Source organism: Hymenobacter edaphi (assembly GCF_003258365.1).
Taxonomy (GTDB): Bacteria; Bacteroidota; Bacteroidia; order Cytophagales; family Hymenobacteraceae; genus Solirubrum; species Solirubrum edaphi.
Genome location: NZ_QHKM01000001.1, coordinates 953114 through 973142, shown reverse-complemented (window position 1 = coordinate 973142; position 20029 = coordinate 953114). Strand labels below are relative to the sequence as shown.

The following is a 20029-nucleotide window of genomic DNA, read 5'->3' as shown; positions in this document are numbered from 1 at the left end:
CGGGCAGAGCACAACACCCCGAAAGCCCGGTGGCGCACATAAAGTTCCTAAAAAAATTAGTCATTACCGAACCTCACAACCAAATCACGCTGCAAAAGCGCAAAAACAGCTTCCCGGAAAAACTAATACTATTAGCAAGCTTTATTTGCCGCCCGCAGCCCGGTGGACGACGCGACGCGCTGCCTCGCCCGGCCAGCGGCCCGGCCCTACCGACTGCTCTTAAACGCGGCCGCCCGCCGGCGCACTCCTCGGGGTAGTGCGCCGGCGGGCGGCCAGCAAAGCAGGCGGGGCTATTCGACCGGCATCTCGTGCTGAAAATGCTGCAGCAGCACGCCGTCGACTTTTTCCTTGGTCAGGGGCTTGTTCAGGAACCCGGCAATCTTGAGCTGCTGCATGCGCTCCACGTCCTGCGGGTGCAGGGAGGTAGTCAGCATCACAATGACGGTTTCGGCTTTGTGCGCCGCGGGCAGCTGCTCGTAGGCCTGCAAAAACTCAAACCCGTCCATCACGGGCATTTTCACGTCCAGAAACACCAACACCGGCTCGTTCAGCTCCGGGCGCTGGTGGTGCGCCTGCAGCATCTGCAGAGCCTCCAACCCGTTTTGGGCCGTCAACAACTCATCGGCCACGGCCAGGCGCTTCAGCAGCAGCCGGTTAAGGTAATTTGTGGTTTGGTCGTCGTCGACAAGCAGAATACAGGGGGGAAGAGGCATTGCAGCGGCAAAATGGGCGTGGGCCGCGGGTGTCGGGCACCCGCGCAGGGACGCTTACGGAATTCAGCGGCGGAAGTACACGGAAAACGTTGCCCCAGTACCGACCGTGCTTTCGACCTCGACCCGGCCGCCGGCGTTTTCCATGATGCGCTTGACCATGTAGAGGCCGATGCCCGAGCCCTCGACGTGGTCGTGAAAGCGCTGAAACATGGCAAACAGCTTGGCGTTGCCGGCCACCTGCAAGCCCAGGCCGTTGTCCTGCACGGTCAGCACCTGGTACTCGGCGGTGGCGTGGCAGCGCACGCGCACCCGGAGCGGGCGGGCGGGGTGGCGGTACTTGAGGGCGTTGCTGAGCAGGTTGTACACGACGGAGCGCAGGTTTTTCTCCGAAAACGACACCGGCGCGCAGTGCTGCACCTCCACGTCCAGCTGCGCCCCCGAAGACTCCAGCAACGGCGCCAGGTCCAGCATCACGGCGCGCACCACCGGCTCCAGCTCGATCAGGCCCTGGGGCTGCTCGTGCTCCTTCTGCAGGCGCGTCACCTCGGTCAGGTGCTCGATGGTGCGCTTGAAGCGGTCCACCGACCCCTGCATCATGCCCACCAGCGGCTGAATGGCGGCCCCCTTCACCAGCTCGGCGGGCAGTTCGGAGAGCAGCGCCGAGAGCAGGCCCTCGATGTTGTTGATGGGGGCTTTGAGGTCGTGGGAGGCGGTGTAGATGAAGTTGTCCAGGTCGCGGTTGATGCGCAGCAGCTGCTGGTTGCTGGCGCGGAGCTGCTCCTGGGCTTCGGCCACGCGGGCCTGGGTGACTTTGTGCTCGTGGATGTCGGTATAGGCCCCGATCCACTGGATAATCTCGCCCTGCTCGTTGCGCGAGGGCAGGGCCCGGCCCAGCATCCAGCGAAACTCGCCGGTGGCGCTGCGGATGCGGCACTCGATTTCCAGCGCTTCGCCGCTTGCAATGGCTTCGCGCCAGCGCTGCGCCGCACCCGGCAGGTCGTCGGGGTGGATGAGGGCGCTGAAGCTGTGCGCGGGGTCGGCCTGCGCGTGGTGGCCGGTGTACTCAAACCAGCGGCGGTTGAGGTAGGTGTTGAGGCCGGCGGGGCTGGCCGTCCAGGCAATGTGCGGCATGCCCTCCAGGATGCGGCTGGTTTCGGCGGCGGTCTGCTCGGCGGCGCGCTGGGCCTGGGCCTGGGTGCGCAGCGTCTCCTGCTGGCGTTCCAGCAGGGTGTTCTGCTCGGATACCCGCGCCCGAATGGCGCTGATTTCGCGCTGCTCCGATACATCCGTCACGATGACGGCCAGCACCTGCGTCTGGTTGAACACCAGCACGTTCAGGGCCAGGGCCACGGGGTGCTGGTGCCCGTCGGTGGCTTGCAACGGCATTTCGCCCTTGCTTTTGCCCGTCCAGGCCGTGCTCAGCAGCTCCAGCCAGTATTCCTGGTAATCGAGGGGCACAAAGTCGTGGAACGAAACGCCCATCATGCTCTGCAGCGGGGCCTTCACCATGCCGGCCAGGCAGGCGTTGCAGTAGAGCACGGTGCCGTTCTGGCTGAGCAGCAGCGCGCCCTCGCTCATCTGCTCGATGAGGTTGCGGTAGCTCTGGTCGGCGCCTTCGAGGGTGAAGATGCGCGGGCCTTCGGGCGCCTGCACGGCCAGCGCATCGATGGTGCCGGTGCGAATGGCCGTGATGAGGTCTTCGGCTTCCTGCAGCCGGTGGCGCAGCGCCTCGTTTTCCTGCGCCAGCGCCGCGGCGCTACGCGGCCCGCGGTCAGTCATGGAGGTAGGGGTCGAGGGGGTCGGGCGTGAGGCCGAGCAGGGACAGCACCCGGCGGCGGTCCGACAGGTCGCCGACCAGGAAGCGCACCAGGCCGGGCTGCTTCTTGATGAGCGTGGGGGCGGCCACGATGCGCTCGGACCGGGCCAGCTCGGGTTGTTGGTAGATATCCACAATCTGCAGCTCAACGCGCCCCGGCAGGTACCGCTCGCAGATGTCCTGCAGGTTGCGCACCGCCTGGGTGGAGTTGGGGGTGGCGCCGGTGATGAAGAGATGCAGCACGTACTCCGGGCCCGTGGTAGCCGGGGCTTGCTCTGGTTCCATAGGGCCTGGGCTTACTTATGCAGCCCCGAGCGGATGTCGAGGCCCACCAGCACCCGCTCCTGGTTCGACAGGTCGCCGATGATTTTGCGGATGGGCGACGGCACCTTACGCACCAGCGTGGGAATGGCCAGAATCTGGTCCCCTTCGGCCAGCTGGGGGTGTTGCAGCAGGTCGATGACTTCCAGCCGGTAACGCCCGGACAGGTGCTCCTCGCAATACTTTTTGAGGTTGGCCAGCGCGGTAACGGATTTCACGGTCTGGCCAGCCACGTACAGGCGCAGTTCCCAGGTTTCCTCGTCCATGCTTGATTGAGTTGGGGCCAGTGTCATCTGCATACCGGCCTGTTACGAATTTGCGGGCGCGGCGGCCGAATGAGCACCCGGGCGGGCGTTGTGCCCGGCCGCAATCTGCTGGCGGGCCTGGGCAAGTTCCTGGTGGCGCTGCTCTTCCTCCTGATTGCTGCGGCGCAGCTCCTCCTCCACCGATTCGAACTCGGTGCGCAGGTTGGCAATGGTGGCCTCCAGCACCCGGCGCTTGCGCTCCAGCTCCCGCTCGCGCCGCTCGATTTCCTGCTCGGCGGCCAGCGAGGCGGCCTGCTCCTGCAGGTACTGGGTGTGGCGGCTGGCGCCCGTCACGATGCCGCCCGGGCCGATGACCACGTCGAGCAGGCGGATGCCCTCCTCGGTGACCAGAAACTCGCGCACTTGGTTGGAGTGGGCCATACCGCGGGCCTTGAGGATGCTCACGCCGCGGTTCCGCTCGCCGATGCCCTCCAGGTCGCGCACGTGAATCCAGGTATCCACCAGCGACGAGACGCCCTCTTCGGTCATTTCCTGGTTGGCGTTGCGCCCGCTCACCAGGGCCGTAAACAGGGCCGTCACGCCCTGCACCTTCAGGTAATCGATCAGGCGCGTGAGCATGCCGCGCACCTCCGTGATGCTGCCCACCGACACCAGGTTGCTGATCGGGTCGATGACGACGGTGCGGGGCTGGTACTGGCCGATGAGCTTGTGAATGGTGACCAGGTGCTGCTCCAGCCCGTTGAGCGTGGGCCGCGAGGCTTCGATGTGCAGCAGCCCCTGCTCCACGAAGGGCTGCAGATCCATGCCCACCGACTGCATGTTGCGAATCAGCTGCTGCGGCGACTCCTCGAAGGCGAAATAGAGGCACCGCTCGCCGCGGCGGCAGGACTCGGCGCTGAAGGCCGCGGCCAGCGTGGTCTTGGCCGTGCCCGCCGTGCCGGTGATGAGCGTGCTGCTGCCGCGGTACAGCCCGCGGCTCTTGAACATCTCGTCCAGCCCCGGCACGCCCGTCGACACCACCTCGTTGGATACCTCGTGCTCCAGCTTCAGGCTCGTCACGGGCAGCACCGAAATGCCGTCCTCGGTAATCAGGTAGGGGTACTCGTTGGTGCCGTGGATGCTGCCGCGGTACTTCACGATGCGCAGGCGGCGGGTGGTAATCTGGTTGATAACCCGGTTGTCGAGCAGAATCACGCAGTCCGACACGTACTCTTCCAGCCCCTGCCGCGTCAGGCTGCCCTCGCCCCGCTCGGCGGTGATGATGGTGGTGACGCCCTTGTCCTTCAGCCAGCGAAACAGCCGGCGGATTTCGGAGCGGAGCACGGCCTGGTTGGAGAAGCCCGAAAACAACGACTCAATGGTATCGAGCACCACGCGCTTGGCCCCGATGGAGTCGATGGCGTAGCCCAGGCGGATAAACAGGCCTTCCAGGTCGTACTCGCCGGTTTCCTCGATTTCGGAGCGGTCGACGTGGACGTGGTCGAGGCGCAGCTTCTTGTCGGCCACCAGCTGCTTGAGGTCGAAGCCCAGGGAGGTGACGTTGGCGGCCAGCTCGTCGGCGGTTTCCTCGAAGGCCATCAGCACGCCTGGCTCGTCGAACTCCTGGATGCCGCGCACCAGGAACTCCACGCTCATCAGCGTCTTGCCGCAGCCGGCCGAGCCGCAGAGCAGGGTGGGCCGGCCCAGGGGCAGGCCGCCGTTGGTAATTTCATCGAGCCCATCGATGCCCGTGGGGGCTTTGGGTAACTGGGGCAGCGCGGGGGCAGCGGTCATACGGCGGTGTGCGGTAACGGCAAGGTAAGGTGGCGGCTCGACGGCTTTACGAACGGCTAAAGGACCGGTTTCGGAAGCAGTCAGACGGGCAAGGTACGGTTTTATCGGCACGGGGGCTGTTTAGAGCTGCGCCCGTACCCACCGGTACAGGCAGGGCTCGGCCTCATCGAGCCATGCGTAGCTGGCCCGCATTCCCGCGTCGGGTGCCCTGCAGCACCATTCCAAAGGCGGCATCCAGCGCCTGCTGGTTAGGGGCCAGACCAAAGTGGTTGATGCCAGGTGATGCGGGTGCCAACGTACCAGCCTGCCGCGGGCCACTGCCAGTATAGCGGCTCCCCTTCATTGGGCGGGTTGAGCTGCCGGAATACGCGGTCATTAAGAAGAGCCGCCCCCCACCGCTTGAATGGCAGGAGCGGCTCTTCTTGTTGCTGCTTCTCTTTGGGCGGTGATACGTCTAGCCAGCGGCCCCGGCAGGGTGCCAGGAAGGTCCTGCACTGCGCTGAGGATGACGGGCCTTACACCAGTTCCGCCTCGGCGGCGGGCACGATGGTTTCGCTGGCGGGCAGCGTATCGGAAGTCACCAAGTCCTTCTCGATGCGCAGGTGGTCGATGATGAATTCCTGGCGGGCGGGCGTGTTTTTGCCCATGTAGTAAGTCAGCAGCTTCTGGATGGAGCGGTCCGACTGCAGAATCACCGGCTCCAGGCGGATGTTGTCGCCGATGAACTTGCCGAACTCGTCGGGGCTGATTTCGCCCAGGCCCTTGAAGCGGGTGATTTCCGGGTTGCGGCCCAGCTTGCGGATGGCGGCCTGCTTTTCGCGCTCGTCGTAGCAGTAAATCGTCTGCTTCTTGTTGCGCACCCGGAACAGCGGGGTTTCCAGGATGTAGACGTGGCCGTTGCGCACCAGGTCGGGGAAGAACTGCAGGAAGAAGGTGAGCAGAAGCAGGCGAATGTGCATGCCGTCCACGTCGGCGTCGGTGGCAATGACCACGCGGTTGTAGCGCAGCCCTTCCAGGCCTTCCTCGATGTTCAGCGCGTGCTGCAGCAGGTTCAGCTCCTCGTTTTCGTAGACGATTTTCTTTTTCATCCCGAAGCAGTTCAGCGGCTTGCCGCGCAGGCTGAACACGGCCTCCAGCTCCACGTTGCGGCTCTTGGTGATGGAGCCCGAGGCGGAGTCGCCCTCGGTGATGAACAGGGTGGTCAGGCCTTCCTTGTCCAGGGTCTTGCCCTCGCCGAAGTGGAAGCGGCAGTCGCGCAGCTTGCGGTTGTGCAGGCTGGCTTTTTTGGCGCGCTGGTTGGCCAGCTTTTTCACGCCGGCCATGTCCTTCCGCTCCCGCTCGCTCTGCTCGATGCGGCGCTTGAGGCCCTCGGCCGCCTCGGGGTTTTTGTGCAGGTAGTTGTCGAGGTGCTCCTTCACGAAGTCGACCACGAAGTTGCGCACCGTCACGGCGCCCTCGGGCTCCATCGTAATCGAGCCCAGCTTGGTCTTGGTCTGCGACTCGAACACGGGCTCCTGCACCCGGATGGCAATGGCGCCCACGATGCTGGCGCGGATGTCGGTGGCGTCGTAGTCCTTCTTGTAGAACTCGCGCAGGGTTTTCACGATGCCCTCGCGGAAGGCCGCCAGGTGGGTGCCGCCCTGGGTGGTGTACTGCCCGTTGACGAAGGAGTAGTACTCCTCGCCGTAGTCGTTGCCGTGGGTCAGGGCCATTTCGATGTCCGTGCCCTTGAGGTGAATGACCGGGTAGCGGATGGCCTCGGGGTCGGTTTTGCGCTCCAGCAGGTCGCGCAGGCCGTTTTCGGAGTGAAACTTCTGGCCGTTGAAGTTGATGGTGAGGCCCGCGTTCAGGTAGGCGTAGTTCCAGAACTGGCTTTCCAGGAAATCCGGGATGAAGCGGTAGTTGCGGAAGATGGTCGGGTCGGGCTCGAAGGCCATCATCGTCCCGTTGCGCTGGGAGGTCTTGACGGGTTTCGGGTCGCTGATGAGCTTGCCGCCCTGAAACTCGGCCGACTTCATCATGCCCTCGCGCACGCTCTGCACCACGAAGTTGGTGCTCAGGGCATTCACCGCCTTGGTACCCACCCCGTTCAGCCCCACCGACTTCTGAAACACCTTCGAGTCGTACTTGCCGCCGGTGTTGATTTTGCTGACCACGTCGACCACCTTGCCCAGCGGAATGCCGCGGCCGTAGTCGCGCACGGTCACGCGCTGCTCGGTGATTTTGACCTCGATGGTGCGGCCGTAGCCCATCATGTGCTCGTCGATGGAGTTGTCGATGACCTCCTTGACCAGGATGTAAATGCCGTCGTCGGGCGAGCTGCCGTCGCCCAGCTTGCCGATGTACATGCCCGGGCGCAGGCGGATATGCTCCCGCCAGTCCAACGAACGGATGGAATCCTCGTTGTAGCCGTGGTCGACGGGGGCGGTTTGCGCGCTTTCGAGAGGCAGTTGCTGCTCAGCCATTGGGTAATATCCTTCAGTACGTTTAAGCGGTAAAATAACGCAGAAAAGGCAGGGTTTCCACCTCGGCCGCGTTTGGCCCGCCTGCTATTGACATTGGCAAAACGAGCCATTCCCTAACCGGCATTGGCCGGCGTAGGTTCACCCAAATTTGCGAAAAAACCACCAGACCCGCGCATACCGACCACACCTTTCTCCCAATAATTTTAGCAAATGCTTCCTCCTCCCAACAATTTTAACCGGCCGCAGCACCCGAACCAGATGCCCGAAGTGAAGCAGGCCCCGGTGATTCACTACACGTTTGTGCTCATCGGGCTCACGCTGCTGGTGTTTGTGCTCCACAAGCTCGACGACATTCTGCTGCCCATTGCCTTTTCGGCGGTGTTCACGCTGCTGCTGCTCCCGGTCAGCCGCTGGCTGGAAGCGCACCGGGTGCCCCGGGTGCTGGCCATCATCATCTGCCTACTGCTGGTGCTGCTTTTGTTTGCCGGCGTCATCCTAGGGTTTGGCTCGCAGCTCACCCAGTTTCGCGACGAGATTCCCAAGCTGCAGGTCAAGATGATGGAAATCTTCAACCAGGCCCAGGCCTGGGCCCACGACCGGTTCGGCTACGTGCCCATGAGCATCGAGGAGGTGAAGGAGTCGACGGTGAAAGCCCTCAAAAAATCGGGCACCACCTACCTGGGCACCACCCTGAACACCACCACCGACGTGCTCAGCAACCTGGCCCAGGTGCTCATCTACATCTTCTGCTTTCTGTATTACCGCGACCATCTGCGCCAGTTCATGTTCCGCTTCGTGGCCCCCGACAAGCGCACGATGATGCTCAACACCGTCGATAGTATTCAGACGGTGGTGCAGGCCTACATTTCGGGGCTGCTGAAGGTCATTGTCATCGTCAGCATCCTGAACGCCATCGGGCTGCTGGCGCTGGGCGTGAAGTTCGCGGTGTTCTTCGCCATTTTCGCCTCGGTGCTGGCCGTCATTCCCTACATCGGCATCATGATCGGGGCCACCGTGCCGGCCATCATCACGCTGGTCGAAACCGGCTCCCCGCTGCAGGCGCTGGCCGTGATTGGGGTGTTCGTGGTGGTGCAGTTTCTGGAGGGCAATTTTATCACGCCCATGATTACCGGCTCGCAGGTGAGCATTAATCCGCTGGCGGCCATTCTGGCGCTGATTCTGGGCGGGGCGCTGTGGGGCACGCCGGGCATGATTCTGAGCATTCCGCTCACGGCCATTCTGAAAGTCATCTTCGACGCCTACAAACCCTTGGAGCCGTTCGGCTTCCTGCTCGGCGACGTGGCCGACGGCGAAGACAACCTGACCAGCAAAAAGCAGGCGGAGGAAGAAATCCGACCGTGGTACCGGCGCTTCTGGCACATGATCGGCAAGTAGCCCCGCGCAAGAAATTCCGCGCCGCGGCGTAACCCCGCAGCGCGGCCCGAAGTATAAGCCCTACAGAAACCGCAAGCGCACCGTTTCCTCCACTTGCCGCGCTTCGGTACCACCACCAACCAAGACACGACCATGCCAGCCATAACACCTGAATCCGCCCGGGTCTTCAATGACCTGGTAGAAGTGAACAAGACCGGTGCCAAAGGCTACCAAGAAGCAGCCGAAGGCGTTTCGGACCCGCAACTGAAAGCCGAGCTGAGCCGCCTAAGCCAGCAACGCGCCCAGTTTGCGGCCGAACTTGAACAACAAGCCCGTCGGCTGGGTGTAGAAGCTCCCAGCAATGAAGGTACCATCGAAGGTGCCCTGACCGACGCCGCCGCCGCCGTTCACCGCGGCTGGATCAACGTAAAATCGGCCATTACCGGCCAAGACGACTCGGCCATTTTGGGCGAGTGTGAAACCGGGGACAAAGTAGCCCTGGAGGCCTATGAATCGGCCCTGAAGTCGCAAAGCGTACCCGCGGAAGCGTCTTCGGTTATCCAAAAGCAACACAGCGAAATCCTGGCTGCTAAAAACCAGGTCACGCAGTGGAAAGCATCCAACCGCTAGGGTTAACCTGGCTGTTGAGAGAAGGGACGGTCCGTCGAAAGGCGGGCCGTTCTTTTTTGTATTACAGCTCAATTCCATCTGCACACACTGGCGCATCATCTGTAGCAGTCAAGCTGCTGGCTTGAGGACTATTCCAACCCGACTCGCACTGCTGCTCCGAAGAACTGAAGCCACAGGTTTTTGGAAGAAGCCGCGTAGCAACGACTTCTTTTTCGCACGCCCTTTTTCATTGCTCAGAAGTAAGGGGGCTTGACTCACCCACTTCTTGAAGCCCCGGTTGGTAGCCCAGCCGGGGCTTCGTCTTTGCAGACGACGCGTTGGCGGGGTGACTACCGTGCGAATAGAACGCAGGAAGTCAGGGCAAGCCGCAGGAAACAATTTTATGAGCCGGCAATGCTAGCCGTTTTAGCAGCACGCCCTTTTAGCAGCCGGCACCTTTTCGGCGGCTAACTTTGTTATCCACCGTCACCACGTCGGATATCCTTTAGCTGCTGCCCGTTTGTACGCCATCATCGACCTTGAAACCACTGGGGGCCAGCCCACGCAGGACCGCATCACCGAAATTGCCATCTACATCCACGACGGCGACCAGGTGGTCGATTCTTACGCGACGCTGCTCAACCCCGGCCGGCCCATCCCCTTCTACATTCAGCAGCTCACCGGCATTACCGATGAGATGGTGAAAGAGGCGCCGCGCTTCCACGAGGTGGCCAAGAAGGTGGTGCAGATGACCGAGGGCTGCGTGTTCGTGGCCCACAACGTGCGCTTCGACTACTCGTTTCTGAAAAAGGAGTTTGCCGACCTGGGCTACACCTACTCGCGCAAGACCCTGTGCACCGTGCGCCTGAGCCGCTCTTTGATTCCGGGCCAGCCGAGCTACTCGCTGGGCAAGCTGTGCCAGAACATCGGCATTCCGCTCAACAACCGCCACCGCGCCGCCGGCGACGCCGAGGCCACGGCCATTCTGTTCGACCGCCTGCTCAAAATCAGCCAGGAGGCCGAGGCGCCCGGCTACGAGCAGGCCGCCGCGGCCGACAAGCTGATGGCCGTGGACGCGGCCGCGCCCATGGGCCAGCGCCCGGCCCTGAAGAAGCCCTCGGCCCGCAAGGTGGCGGCCGTGCAGCAGGCCATCAAGACGGCCCTGCTGCCGCCGCTGATTACGCCCGAGAAAGTGGCCGCGCTGCCCCAGGAGGCGGGGGTGTACTACTTCCACGACGAGCACGGCGAGGTTATCTACGTGGGCAAGAGCATCAACATCTACAAGCGCATTCAGCAGCACTTCGCGGTGGATTATAAGTCGCGTAAATCAATGGATTTCAAGAACTCCATTGCCGACATCACCTGGGAGCTGACCGGCTCGGAGCTGGTGGCGCTGCTGCACGAGTCGTCAGAAATCAAGCGGCTGAAGCCCCACTACAACCGGGCGCAGCGCCGCTCGGTGTTTCCGGCCGGCATCTACATGCGCGTGGACGAGAACGGCTACAAGCGCCTCTACTACGGCCGCGCCGACGCCAACAACCAGGAAATTCCCATCATCGCGCTGGGCAACCAGTTCAAGGCCAAGGGCTTCCTGTACCACAAAGTAGCCAAGTACAACCTCTGCCAGAAGCTCTGCGACCTGTACAAGAGCAGCAGCTCCTGCTTCGACTACCAGGTGCACCGCTGCAAGGGCGCCTGCATCGGGCTGGAGCCGGCCGAGGCGTACAACCAGCGCGTGGACGAGGCCATCGAGAGCATCACCTACGAGCACCAGAGCTTTGTCATCGTGGGCGAGGGGCGCCGGGCGGGTGAGCGGTCGGTAGTGGTGGTGGAGCACGGCCGCTACCTGGGCTTCGGCTACATCGACGAGACGTTCACGGCGCGGCGCCTGGAGGCGTTCAAGGACGTCATCAAGGCGCAGGTCGACAACAAGGACGTGCAGCAGATCATCCGCCAGTACATGCGCACCAAGCACAAGGACAAGGTGAAGGTGTTTGCCTGAGTGGGGAACTGGTGCGGTGGTGAAGTAGTGAGTTTGAGGTTCGGAAGGCCAAAGCGGCGCCGCCTGCGCAATAAGCACAACACTCCCCCATTTCACCACCGCACCACCCAGGCAACCCTGCGGGGCTGTTCCTCCGAGTCAGGAGCTGGCGCGGTGGTTTCTCTCAGCCCGCCGCCCAGCTGCCTATGAAACGCATTCTGTACCCGGCCCTGGTCGGCCTGCTAGCCTTGCTGGCCTGCGAAAACAAGCACGTGTCGCCCAAGGAGGAGGTGGGCGAGCTGGAAATGCACGTGGAAAACGTGGTAGGCAGCAGCCCGCTGGCCTACAACACTGCCTACACCACGGCGGCCGGCGACGATTTTAAGGTCACGGAGCTGCGCTATTACGTTTCCAACGTGCAGCTGGTGCGCGCCGACGGCTCGGTGTGGGCCGAGCCGGAAAGCTACTACCTCATCGATCAGGCCAAGACTGCCTCGCAGCACCTGGCCATCGAGGATGTGCCGGTGGGCGACTACACGGCCCTGCGCATCACCATCGGGGTGGATGTGGCGCGCAACACCGCCGGGGCGCAGACCGGCGCGCTGGACCCGGCCCACCAGATGATCTGGGACTGGACGACGGGCTACATCTTCCTGCGGCTGAACGGCAGCTCGTCGAAGGCGCCCGGCAACGGCGGCCTGTTCTTCGACGTGGCCGGCTTCCGCGACCCGTACAACAACATCCGCACGCTGACCCTGCCGCTGCCCGCGGGCACTGCGGCCCTGCACATCAGGGAAGGCGGCGCGCCGGAAATGCACCTGAAAGCCAACGTGCTCAAGCTGTTTGATGGCCCGCAGCCGGTGCGCTTTGCCCAGCTGAGCACGGCCGCCGGCGGGGCTGAGTCGCAGCGGCTGGCCGACAACCTGGCCGCCGGCATGTTCCGCATCGACCACATTCACGGCAACTGAGTCCGACGAAGCTGTGGCACGTCATTCCAGACGTCAGCACGCGGGATTCGTCGCAGCGACGAATGGCGTTCTGATTTACGTGCTCGAGATTTAATACAGCCGGTGGCGCAGCAGCCAGCCGTAGCCGTCGTATTCGTTGGCTTTGGGCTGGTAGGCTTCGAGGTCGACCTGCTTTTTGTCGATTTTCAGCAGGTTGCCGTCGCCGGAATCGTGGATGGTTACGCGCGTTTTGAGGGCGCGGGGCAGCACCTGCAGCTGCTGCACCAGGTCCTGGCCCTGGCCGTCGTAGAGGTGGATGCGCAGGCGGCGGTCGGGCTGGCCCACGAGCTGAAACTCGTCGTTGCCGCCGAGGCCGAAGAGGCTCACGCTGCCGGTCTGGCGGGCGTCGAAGAGGCGCTGGCCGATCAGGCGGCCGTTGGTGCCGTCGGGGCGCAGGGCGTACACGCGCACCCAGGCCTGCCAGGGGCCGGCGGCCTCCACCACAAACCGCTCGGGCTGGTCGGTGCCCGGAATTTCCACGTCGCGGGCCAGCTGGCGGTAAAACTCCTCGGCCACGCGGGGCAGCTGCTCGCGGCGGCTCTGCAGCTTCTGCTGAAATTCCTCGCCCGACAGCGCGTACACCTCCTTGGGCCACACCTGCAGGGCCTCGGCAATAACTTTATCGGTGAGGGCCAGGCGCATGGAGTCGGCCACCTGGTGGAAGTCCTGCTCGCTGAGGTACACCAGCAGGGACTTGTCCATGGGCCGCGCGGCGCGGTTGAGGCCCTCCACGTCGTGCAGCTTGATGTCGCGCGTGAAGGTCTGGTAGTTGGTCTTCACAAAGCTCACGATGCGCGTGAGCACGCCGTCGTCGAACTTGAAAAAGGCGTGGTCCCGGTCGCGCGGAATGGCGCGGAGCACGGTGGTGCTGTCGGGGCCGGGAAAGGCGGCCCAGCGCCACTGGTCCTCGCGCCGGCTCCAGTCGCCCAGCCACATATCGAAGAGGCGGCTGCGCAGGTAGTGGCGGGCATCGACGTGGACCCGGGGCGTGGCCACCAGCTGGGTAAACGCGTGCTTGGAGCTGATAACCCGGTCGGAGGCGCCGAAGCTGCTGACCATGCGCTGGTCGCCCTCGGGCCGCTCCTCGAAGAGGTAGAGCGCGTTGGCGAAGGCCGAGCGGAACTCGCCCAGGGCGGGGTCGTCGGGCAGGAAATAGAGGCGCGGGTTGGTGTGGTACACGCCGGCGGCCTGGGCCAGTCGCGGCACGATGTAGGCGCCGTAGGGGTGAATGACGCTGGTCTGATCCTTCATCAGCCGCCCGATCCAGCCGTTGCGCAGGTCTTCGGGCAGCGCGGCCGTGGCGTCCTTGTCGACCGAGCGCAGCACGTACTGGCGGCCGTCGGCGGCCACCAGGCGCAGGTTGCGCGTCTGGAAGCTGCCGCCTTCCTTCACCGGCTTCAGCCCGCCGGGCACGGCCGTGCGCAGGTTGAACACCGGCGCCGTAACGGGCTCGGCCCACTCCTGGCGGTAGTGAAAGCCCCACATCAGCTGGTGCAGCCAGCCGCGGCGGTACTGCGGGCCGGCCGCCACGTGCACCAGCGAATCGGCGGGAATAACGGACGGCGGCGGAGCCTGCGCCTGCGCGCGGGAAGAAGCGGCCGGCAGGCTCAGCGCCAACAGCAGCAAACGGTACGTGGGTAGCAAGGTCAGCAAGGCGGCAACGGTAGTGGGGCCAGCGGCGGCCCCGACCCGAAAGGCTGCCTCTTATACCGCGGCGGCGGCGGAGCGGTTGCCCGCGGCGGCCCGGTTCGTCCGTTTCCGGCACGCTTGCGTAAGGACACCTGAACCGTATGCCTTACCTCTGCCCTACTCCGACCGCATGACGCGCTGCTCTTCCGGCGCTGTGCTGCTGCTCGGCCTGCTCACGACAGGCTGCGCCCGGCAGCACTTCTTCCAGCCCGATGCCCGCATTCCTGATACCGCCGCCCAGGCCGCCGTGGGCCCCGACAGCGCCCGCGTAACGGCCGGCCGCCACTACCGCCGCGGCTGGTCGGGCCGGCTGTTGTTTGGCCAGCACTACCGCGCGGCCTGGGCCCAGCCCGTCACCCTGCCCGTGCTCAGCCTGCCGCAGGCCGCGCCCGGTGGCCTGCAGCCCGGCAAGATGGGCGGCGGCTTCCAGACCACCAGCATGACGCTGAACGGCGCCAACGGCCGCACCTACGCCCTGCGCAGCCTCGACAAAGACCCCTACAAAACGCTGTCGAAGTTTCTGCGCCACACCTTCGCCCTGAACGTAGTGCGCGACGCCACTTCGGCCGGCACGCCCTACGGGGCCTTCGTGGTGCCGCCGCTGGCCCAGGCCGCGGGCGTGCTACACACCACGCCCCGCCCCTACTACATCCGGGCCGATGAAACCGGCCTGGGCAAGGCCTCGGAGCGGTTTCAGGGCAAGGTGGTGCTGCTGGAGGAGAAGTACGAGAGCAAGGAAAACCTCGTGCCCGCGTTCGGCCCCGGCGCCCAGGACTTGATGGAAAGCGACGACGCGCTGGAGCAGATTTACCGCGACGGCCGCCACCGCTTCGACCAGCCCGCCTTTCTGCGCGCCCGCCTGCTCGACCTCTGGCTGGGCGACTGGGACCGGCACGAGGGTCAGTGGGACTGGGTGGCCGTGCAGCAAGAGGCGCGCACGCTCTACCGCCCCATTCCCATCGACCGGGACCAGGTATTTTTCCGCTTCGACGACGGGCTGATTTCCTGGCTGGTGAGCAAAGCCGTGCGCAAGTTCCGCACCTTCGGGCCCGAGTACCAGAGCATCGGCGGCTACACCCGCAACGCCCGCTTTATCGACGCGCGGGCCCTGAACGAACTGACGCGCCAGCAGTACGCGGCCACCGCCGCGGCCCTGCAGCAGGCCCTCACCGACGAGGTAATCGAGCGGGCGGCGCGGCGGCTGCCGCCGGAAGTGTACCGCCTGGAAGGGGCGCGCCTGGTGGCCGCGCTGCGGGCCCGCCGGGCCGCGCTGCCCCAGGCCACGGCCGAGTTTTACCGCCGCCACGCCGAAGAAGTGGTGGTGCCGGGTACCGACGAGGCCGAGCGGTTCGTGGTGGAGCGGCTGAGCGACTCGCTCACGGTGGTGTCCGTCTTCAGCCGCGACAAAGCCGCCACCCTGCTTTACCGCCGCGGCTTCCATCCCGCCGAAACCAAGCTGGTGCTGCTGCACGGCCTCGGCGGCAAGGATGAATTCGTGCTCCGCGGGCAGGTGCGCCGCTCCCCCCGCATCGACATCTACGGCGGCCCCGGCGAGGACACCGTGGCCGACAGCTCACGCGTGGCCGGCCCGCGCCGGATGACGCGCTTCTACGACACCAAGCGCAACAACCAGGTGGAGCCCGCGCCGGAACTGAAAATCAACACTGAAAGCGGCGTAACCACCCACGCCTTCGACCGAGACGGGTCGGGACGGTAGCAAGTGGTGAGATGGTGAACTGGTGAGTTTGATGTTGGGGAGGCCAGAACCGCGCAGTTTGCGCCGCCAGAACGTCAAACTCACCAGTTCACCATCTCACTATTTCACCGTCGCAGACAACATATCCAGCACCAGGTGCTCGGTCGGGCTGAGCTGGTCCTGGTCGCCGGGGTCGGCGTCGTGGCGGCGCAGGTACTCGATGAGCTTGTCGGACTGAAACAGCTCCACCACCTGCGGGTGAATGTAGTACTTGGAGCACACGGTGGGCGTGTTGCCGAGGTCCTTGGCTACGTCCTTCACGGCCGTTTTCAGGGCTTTTTCCTTGGGCAGCTCGGGCTCGGCCTGCAGTACCTGCTCCAGGCACTGCACCATGCGCACGGTACCGCCCCAGGTGCGGAAGTCCTTGGCCGAAAGCGGCAGGCCGGTGGCCTCGCGCAGGTAGTCGTTCACGTCGCCCGACTCCAGCTCCTGGCGCTGGCCCGCGGCGTTGTAGTACTGAAAGAGGTGCTGCCCGGGAATTTCCTTGCACTTCTGCACCAGCCGCGCCAGCTTCCGGTCGTGCAGGGTCACGTCGTGGGCCACGCCCTTCTTGCCGACGAACACGAAGCGCACGTCGGCGCCGTCGACCTGCACGTGCCGGTCGCGCAGCGTCGTCAGGCCGTAGCTCTTGTTCTTTTTGGCGTACTCGCGGTTGCCCACCCGGATAAACGACTGGTCCATCAGCGTCAGCACCAGGGCCACCACTTTCGGCTTGTCCAGTTCGGGGCGTTTCAGGTCCTTTTGCAGCTGCTGGCGCAGCTCGGCCAGCTTTTCGCCGAAGGCGCGCAGGCGGCTGAACTTGGTCAGCGAGCGGGCCTGGTCCCAGAGCGGGTGGTAGATGTACTGTTTGCGGCCCTTGGCGTCGCGGCCGGTCACCTGCAGGTGGGCGTTGGGCGAGGGCGCAATCCAGACGTCGGTCCAGGCCGGGGGAATGACGAAGCCCTGGATGCGGGCCAGTACCTTCTCGTCGGTGATTTTCCCGCCCCGGGCGTCGAGGTACTGAAAGTGGGCGTTGCGGCCCAGCTTGCGGGTCAGGCCGGGCTTGGTGTCGGGGAAATAGCGCAGGCCCGCCAGCTCGGCCTGCCGGGCGGGGTCTTTGTAGAGTTCGTGCACATCGGCCTCCACGGGCACGAGTTTCTTTTTGCGGACTTTGAGGCGCGGGGTGGCGGCAGTGGTGGGCATGGGCGGAAAAGCGAGAAGGTGCCCGAAGAAGCCGGGCCCTGGCGTGTCCTGTACGCAGGCGCGGGCGCGGCGGCTGCCTGCGGCACCGGCACCGCGCCCTGGTGCCCGCGGCCGGTAAAAACTATCGGCCTGAAAACGACCCGCGAAACGGCCGAGCTACGCCTGAAATATGCCTGCAGGCCTCAACCGGACGTTACCGGCGTGCGTATCGGGGCCCAGGCGGGTTTGGCACCGTTTTTTCTTTGGGCCGCGCAGCCGCGCTTTTCACCACCGACTTTTTCCACTCCCCTCGCATGTTCCGACGCTTTTTTTCCCGCTTTGGCCTGCTGGCCGCCCTGGCCCTGCCGCTGGGCTTCGCCGCCTCTTCCTGCACCGATAAAGACGGCAACCCCCTCCTCTTCAGCCTCGAAGACGACATTGCCCTAGGCGACCAGGTAGCGGCCGAAACCGACTCCACGTACCGCGCCCAGGGCAAGCTGGTGGAGCGCGCCAGCAACGCCCGCGCCTACCAGCTGCTCGACGCCGTGGTGAACCGCGTGCTCAACTCCTCCGACATCCAGCACCGCAACGACTTCGCCTGGGACGTGAAGATCATCAAGGAGGACTCGACGCAGAACGCGTTTGCCACCCCCGGCGGGCACATTTATGTGTTTACCGGCCTGATCAAGTACCTCGACGACGAAAGCCAGCTGGCCGGGGTGCTGGGCCACGAAATTGCCCACGCCGACCGCCGCCACACTTCGCGCCAGCTGCAAAACCAGTACGGCATTCAGCTGCTGCTGAGCGTGGCCCTGGGCAACAGCGAGAGCACCGCCGCGCAGATTGCCTCGGGCCTGGCCGGCCTGGGCAGCCTCAAGTTCAGCCGCGACTTCGAAAACGAGGCCGACCAGTACTCGGTCATCTACCTGAACGGCCCCGGCTACTACGCCTGCGACGGCGCGGCCGGCTTCTTCATCAAGGCCCAGAGCCAGGGCCAGGCCAGCCCGCCCGAGTTTCTGAGCACCCACCCCAACCCGGACAACCGCATCCAGGCCATCCAGACCAAGGCTACCGAGCTGAACTGCCGCAACCGCACGGTAAACAGCAGCGACCTGCGAGAGCTGCAGCGCCTGCTGTAATCAGCTTCGTTTCTAAATTTGATAAGGCCAGCTGCTTTCGGGCGGCTGGCCTTAATTTTTGCGGTACACGGTGACCGTTTGGCTGGTGTCAGCTTGTAAGTAGTATCCGTTGGGCTTAGTCAGCAGCCGCGTCACGAGACGAAAGGTATAGGCGCCAGTGGTGCGGTTCACAAAGCGGGCGCACGTGGTATCGGCGGGCGAGCCGGTGCGCGGGAATACTTGGTTGAAGTCGAGGCGCACGGCGGTACGTAGCTGCTGGCCCGGCGCAAGCCTGCAGGAACGCAAGACGGGCTTGAAGCGGGCACGCGAAGGCTGCACGCAAGGGCACAGAAACAGCTCCCGCCCGGCGGGCGTGCGGCCGATTAGTTGAAAGCTGCTGTAGGCACCGCAAGGCACGGTGATACTATCGGCCGCGTTGAGCAGCCACAGCGGGCGGCGACTGGTGTTGCGGATTGTGATGCGCAGCCAGACGAGGTTGAAAGCAGAGTCGGCGGCGGGCCTAAGCTGCACTTCGGCTGGCGGCCCGGAAACAGTGAGCCGGTTGGTCCCGCCGCAGCCCGTCAGAATCGTTGCCAGAATAGCGCAGGAGAATACCGGTTTGATCATCAGTCGAACTTACGTAAAGCGCACCGAACCCAACTACGGCGCTATGCGGCCCGTTACCTAGTTTCGCACCTCCTTATTCCGCTTCCGCTTATGTCCTTCCTCGACCGCCTCAGCAACCTGGCCGAAGACGCCGACGACCTGCTGCGCCGCGCCCGCACCCGCCTGGGCCTGCTGCACCAGGTGCACGTACTGCCCTACCGCAGCTACGGCACCCCCGACCGCCTTTACGTGAAAGGCCGCGTGCTCACCGACAAAGGCATCAGCGAGCCCGACCCCTCGGACTCGCGCTGGCACAACCTGCTGAACATGTACCGCCGCTTCGATTCGCAGGAAATGCCCGGCGCCCAGCTCGTCATCCGCCCCGGCGACGGTACCGAGCACCCCGTGGTGACCGACGAGGAAGGCTACTTCACCCTCAACATCGAGCCGCGCCAGCTCAGCCCGGCGGTGGATTTCCTCTGGCACCCGGTGGAAGTGGAGCTGCTGCACGCGCCCGGGCCGCTGCCCCAGCAGCGCGCCGTGCACGCGCCCGTGCTGGTGCCGCCGCCCGACGCGGAGTACGGCATCATCTCCGACCTCGACGACACGGTCATTCAGACCTCGGCCACCGACCTGCTGCGCATGGCCCGCACCGTGCTGCTGCGCAACGCCCGCTCGCGCATGCCCTTCAAGGGCGTGGCCGAGTTTTACCGGCAGCTGCAGCTGGGCCGCAACGGCAAGCGCAACAACCCCTTCTTCTACGTCTCGTCGTCGCCCTGGAACCTCTACGACCTGCTCGAGGACTTCCTGGCCCTGAACGAGATTCCGCCCGGCCCGCTGCTGCTGCGCGACATGGCCCTGAAGCGCAAATCCGCCACTGACACCTCCGAGCACCACGGCCACAAGCTCAAGGAAATCGACAACCTGCTACTGACCTACCCGCAGCTGCCCTTCGTGCTCATCGGCGACTCGGGCCAGGAAGACGCCAACATCTACCGCGAGGTGGTGCGCCGCCACCCCGGCCGGGTGCTGGCCATCTACATCCGCGACGTGAACCTGCCCGAGCGCACCGTGATGGTGCAGCGCGTGGCCGAGGAATTGCGCAACGACAAGGTGGAAATGCTGCTGGTGAAAGACACCGTGCACGCCGCCGAGCACGCCGCCGCCACCGGTCTGGTGTACGTGGAGGCCGTGCCCGCCGTGGAAGCCGAAAAGCAGAAGGATGAAGCCACCCCCGAAGACCCCGGCGACGTGGCCGAGGAAGAAGGGAAGAAATAATGGCTAAAGCGTATTACCTGCGCCACAACGGGTTATAAAAAAGGTCCTTCCCGCGCGGGAAGGACCTTTTGCATTGGCCGCTGATTGAACGACCCG

16 protein-coding genes are annotated in these 20029 nt (G+C 64.5%); 7 read left to right on the top strand and 9 right to left on the bottom strand.

The window, feature by feature from the left end:
* Positions 1-290: 290 nt before the first annotated feature.
* The 6 genes from DLM85_RS03960 to DLM85_RS03935 all read right to left on the bottom strand — a co-directional run bounded on the left by DLM85_RS03960 (position 291) and on the right by DLM85_RS03935 (position 7354).
* Positions 291-713, bottom strand: a complete 423-nt coding sequence (locus tag DLM85_RS03960) for a response regulator (RefSeq protein ID WP_111476753.1) — start codon at positions 711-713, stop codon at positions 291-293.
* Between the two features lie 63 nt (positions 714-776).
* Positions 777-2492, bottom strand: a complete 1716-nt coding sequence (locus DLM85_RS03955; protein WP_111476752.1) for an ATP-binding protein — start codon at positions 2490-2492, stop codon at positions 777-779.
* Positions 2485-2814, bottom strand: coding sequence for a circadian clock KaiB family protein (locus DLM85_RS03950; protein WP_111476751.1), 330 nt, complete (start codon positions 2812-2814; stop codon positions 2485-2487). The genes DLM85_RS03955 and DLM85_RS03950 overlap by 8 nt, the downstream gene beginning before the upstream one ends.
* A gap of 11 nt (positions 2815-2825) precedes the next feature.
* Complete coding sequence (locus DLM85_RS03945) at positions 2826-3116, bottom strand: circadian clock KaiB family protein (protein WP_207890950.1); 291 nt, start codon at positions 3114-3116, stop codon at positions 2826-2828.
* A gap of 42 nt (positions 3117-3158) precedes the next feature.
* Positions 3159-4889 carry a circadian clock protein KaiC gene (gene kaiC / locus DLM85_RS03940; RefSeq protein WP_111476749.1) on the bottom strand — a complete coding sequence of 577 codons (1731 nt, stop codon included), beginning with the start codon at positions 4887-4889 and terminating at the stop codon, positions 3159-3161.
* Between the two features lie 515 nt (positions 4890-5404).
* Complete coding sequence (locus tag DLM85_RS03935) at positions 5405-7354, bottom strand: DNA topoisomerase IV subunit B (RefSeq protein WP_111476748.1); 1950 nt, start codon at positions 7352-7354, stop codon at positions 5405-5407.
* 210 nt (positions 7355-7564) lie between these two features.
* Here DLM85_RS03935 and DLM85_RS03930 point away from each other — a divergent pair, with 210 nt between their 5' ends.
* The 4 genes from DLM85_RS03930 to DLM85_RS03915 all read left to right on the top strand — a co-directional run bounded on the left by DLM85_RS03930 (position 7565) and on the right by DLM85_RS03915 (position 12286).
* Entirely contained in the window at positions 7565-8749 is a 1185-nt protein-coding gene (locus DLM85_RS03930) for an AI-2E family transporter (protein WP_243635858.1), read from the top strand.
* 132 nt (positions 8750-8881) lie between these two features.
* Positions 8882-9358, top strand: coding sequence for a ferritin-like domain-containing protein (locus DLM85_RS03925; RefSeq protein WP_133256890.1), 477 nt, complete (start codon positions 8882-8884; stop codon positions 9356-9358).
* A gap of 499 nt (positions 9359-9857) precedes the next feature.
* On the top strand, positions 9858-11339 hold the full coding sequence (locus DLM85_RS03920; protein ID WP_111476745.1) for an exonuclease domain-containing protein: 1482 nt from the start codon (positions 9858-9860) through the stop codon (positions 11337-11339).
* Between the two features lie 185 nt (positions 11340-11524).
* Complete coding sequence (locus DLM85_RS03915; protein ID WP_111476744.1) at positions 11525-12286, top strand: MbnP family protein; 762 nt, start codon at positions 11525-11527, stop codon at positions 12284-12286.
* A 90-nt stretch (positions 12287-12376) separates the two neighbouring features.
* Here the strand turns inward: DLM85_RS03915 and DLM85_RS03910 are convergent, their stop codons facing one another.
* On the bottom strand, positions 12377-13978 hold the full coding sequence (locus tag DLM85_RS03910) for a hypothetical protein (protein WP_133256889.1): 1602 nt from the start codon (positions 13976-13978) through the stop codon (positions 12377-12379).
* A 166-nt stretch (positions 13979-14144) separates the two neighbouring features.
* Between DLM85_RS03910 and DLM85_RS03905 the strand changes: the two genes are divergently transcribed.
* The gene (locus tag DLM85_RS03905; protein ID WP_133256888.1) at positions 14145-15731 is read left to right on the top strand and encodes a hypothetical protein; all 1587 of its coding nucleotides are present in this window, start codon (positions 14145-14147) and stop codon (positions 15729-15731) included.
* Between the two features lie 99 nt (positions 15732-15830).
* Here the strand turns inward: DLM85_RS03905 and DLM85_RS03900 are convergent, their stop codons facing one another.
* Positions 15831-16952: a DNA topoisomerase IB gene (locus DLM85_RS03900; RefSeq protein WP_111476741.1), complete on the bottom strand. Its 1122-nt coding sequence runs from the start codon at positions 16950-16952 to the stop codon at positions 15831-15833.
* 293 nt (positions 16953-17245) lie between these two features.
* Between DLM85_RS03900 and DLM85_RS03895 the strand changes: the two genes are divergently transcribed.
* On the top strand, positions 17246-18070 hold the full coding sequence (locus DLM85_RS03895) for a M48 family metalloprotease (RefSeq protein WP_111476740.1): 825 nt from the start codon (positions 17246-17248) through the stop codon (positions 18068-18070).
* 51 nt (positions 18071-18121) lie between these two features.
* Here the strand turns inward: DLM85_RS03895 and DLM85_RS03890 are convergent, their stop codons facing one another.
* Entirely contained in the window at positions 18122-18676 is a 555-nt protein-coding gene (locus tag DLM85_RS03890; protein WP_111476739.1) for a hypothetical protein, read from the bottom strand.
* A 90-nt stretch (positions 18677-18766) separates the two neighbouring features.
* Here DLM85_RS03890 and DLM85_RS03885 point away from each other — a divergent pair, with 90 nt between their 5' ends.
* On the top strand, positions 18767-19933 hold the full coding sequence (locus DLM85_RS03885) for an App1 family protein (RefSeq protein ID WP_111476738.1): 1167 nt from the start codon (positions 18767-18769) through the stop codon (positions 19931-19933).
* Positions 19934-20029 lie beyond the last annotated feature (96 nt).

Coding starts and splice junctions, on each gene's coding strand:
- DLM85_RS03960 (WP_111476753.1), bottom strand. CDS start 713: ATGCCTCTTCCCCCCTGTATTCTGCTTGTCGACGACGACCAAACCACA.
- DLM85_RS03955 (WP_111476752.1), bottom strand. CDS start 2,492: ATGACTGACCGCGGGCCGCGTAGCGCCGCGGCGCTGGCGCAGGAAAAC.
- DLM85_RS03950 (WP_111476751.1), bottom strand. CDS start 2,814: ATGGAACCAGAGCAAGCCCCGGCTACCACGGGCCCGGAGTACGTGCTG.
- DLM85_RS03945 (WP_207890950.1), bottom strand. CDS start 3,116: ATGGACGAGGAAACCTGGGAACTGCGCCTGTACGTGGCTGGCCAGACC.
- kaiC (WP_111476749.1), bottom strand. CDS start 4,889: ATGACCGCTGCCCCCGCGCTGCCCCAGTTACCCAAAGCCCCCACGGGC.
- DLM85_RS03935 (WP_111476748.1), bottom strand. CDS start 7,354: ATGGCTGAGCAGCAACTGCCTCTCGAAAGCGCGCAAACCGCCCCCGTC.
- DLM85_RS03930 (WP_243635858.1), top strand. CDS start 7,565: ATGCTTCCTCCTCCCAACAATTTTAACCGGCCGCAGCACCCGAACCAG.
- DLM85_RS03925 (WP_133256890.1), top strand. CDS start 8,882: ATGCCAGCCATAACACCTGAATCCGCCCGGGTCTTCAATGACCTGGTA.
- DLM85_RS03915 (WP_111476744.1), top strand. CDS start 11,525: ATGAAACGCATTCTGTACCCGGCCCTGGTCGGCCTGCTAGCCTTGCTG.
- DLM85_RS03905 (WP_133256888.1), top strand. CDS start 14,145: ATGACGCGCTGCTCTTCCGGCGCTGTGCTGCTGCTCGGCCTGCTCACG.
- DLM85_RS03900 (WP_111476741.1), bottom strand. CDS start 16,952: ATGCCCACCACTGCCGCCACCCCGCGCCTCAAAGTCCGCAAAAAGAAA.
- DLM85_RS03895 (WP_111476740.1), top strand. CDS start 17,246: ATGTTCCGACGCTTTTTTTCCCGCTTTGGCCTGCTGGCCGCCCTGGCC.
- DLM85_RS03890 (WP_111476739.1), bottom strand. CDS start 18,676: ATGATCAAACCGGTATTCTCCTGCGCTATTCTGGCAACGATTCTGACG.
- DLM85_RS03885 (WP_111476738.1), top strand. CDS start 18,767: ATGTCCTTCCTCGACCGCCTCAGCAACCTGGCCGAAGACGCCGACGAC.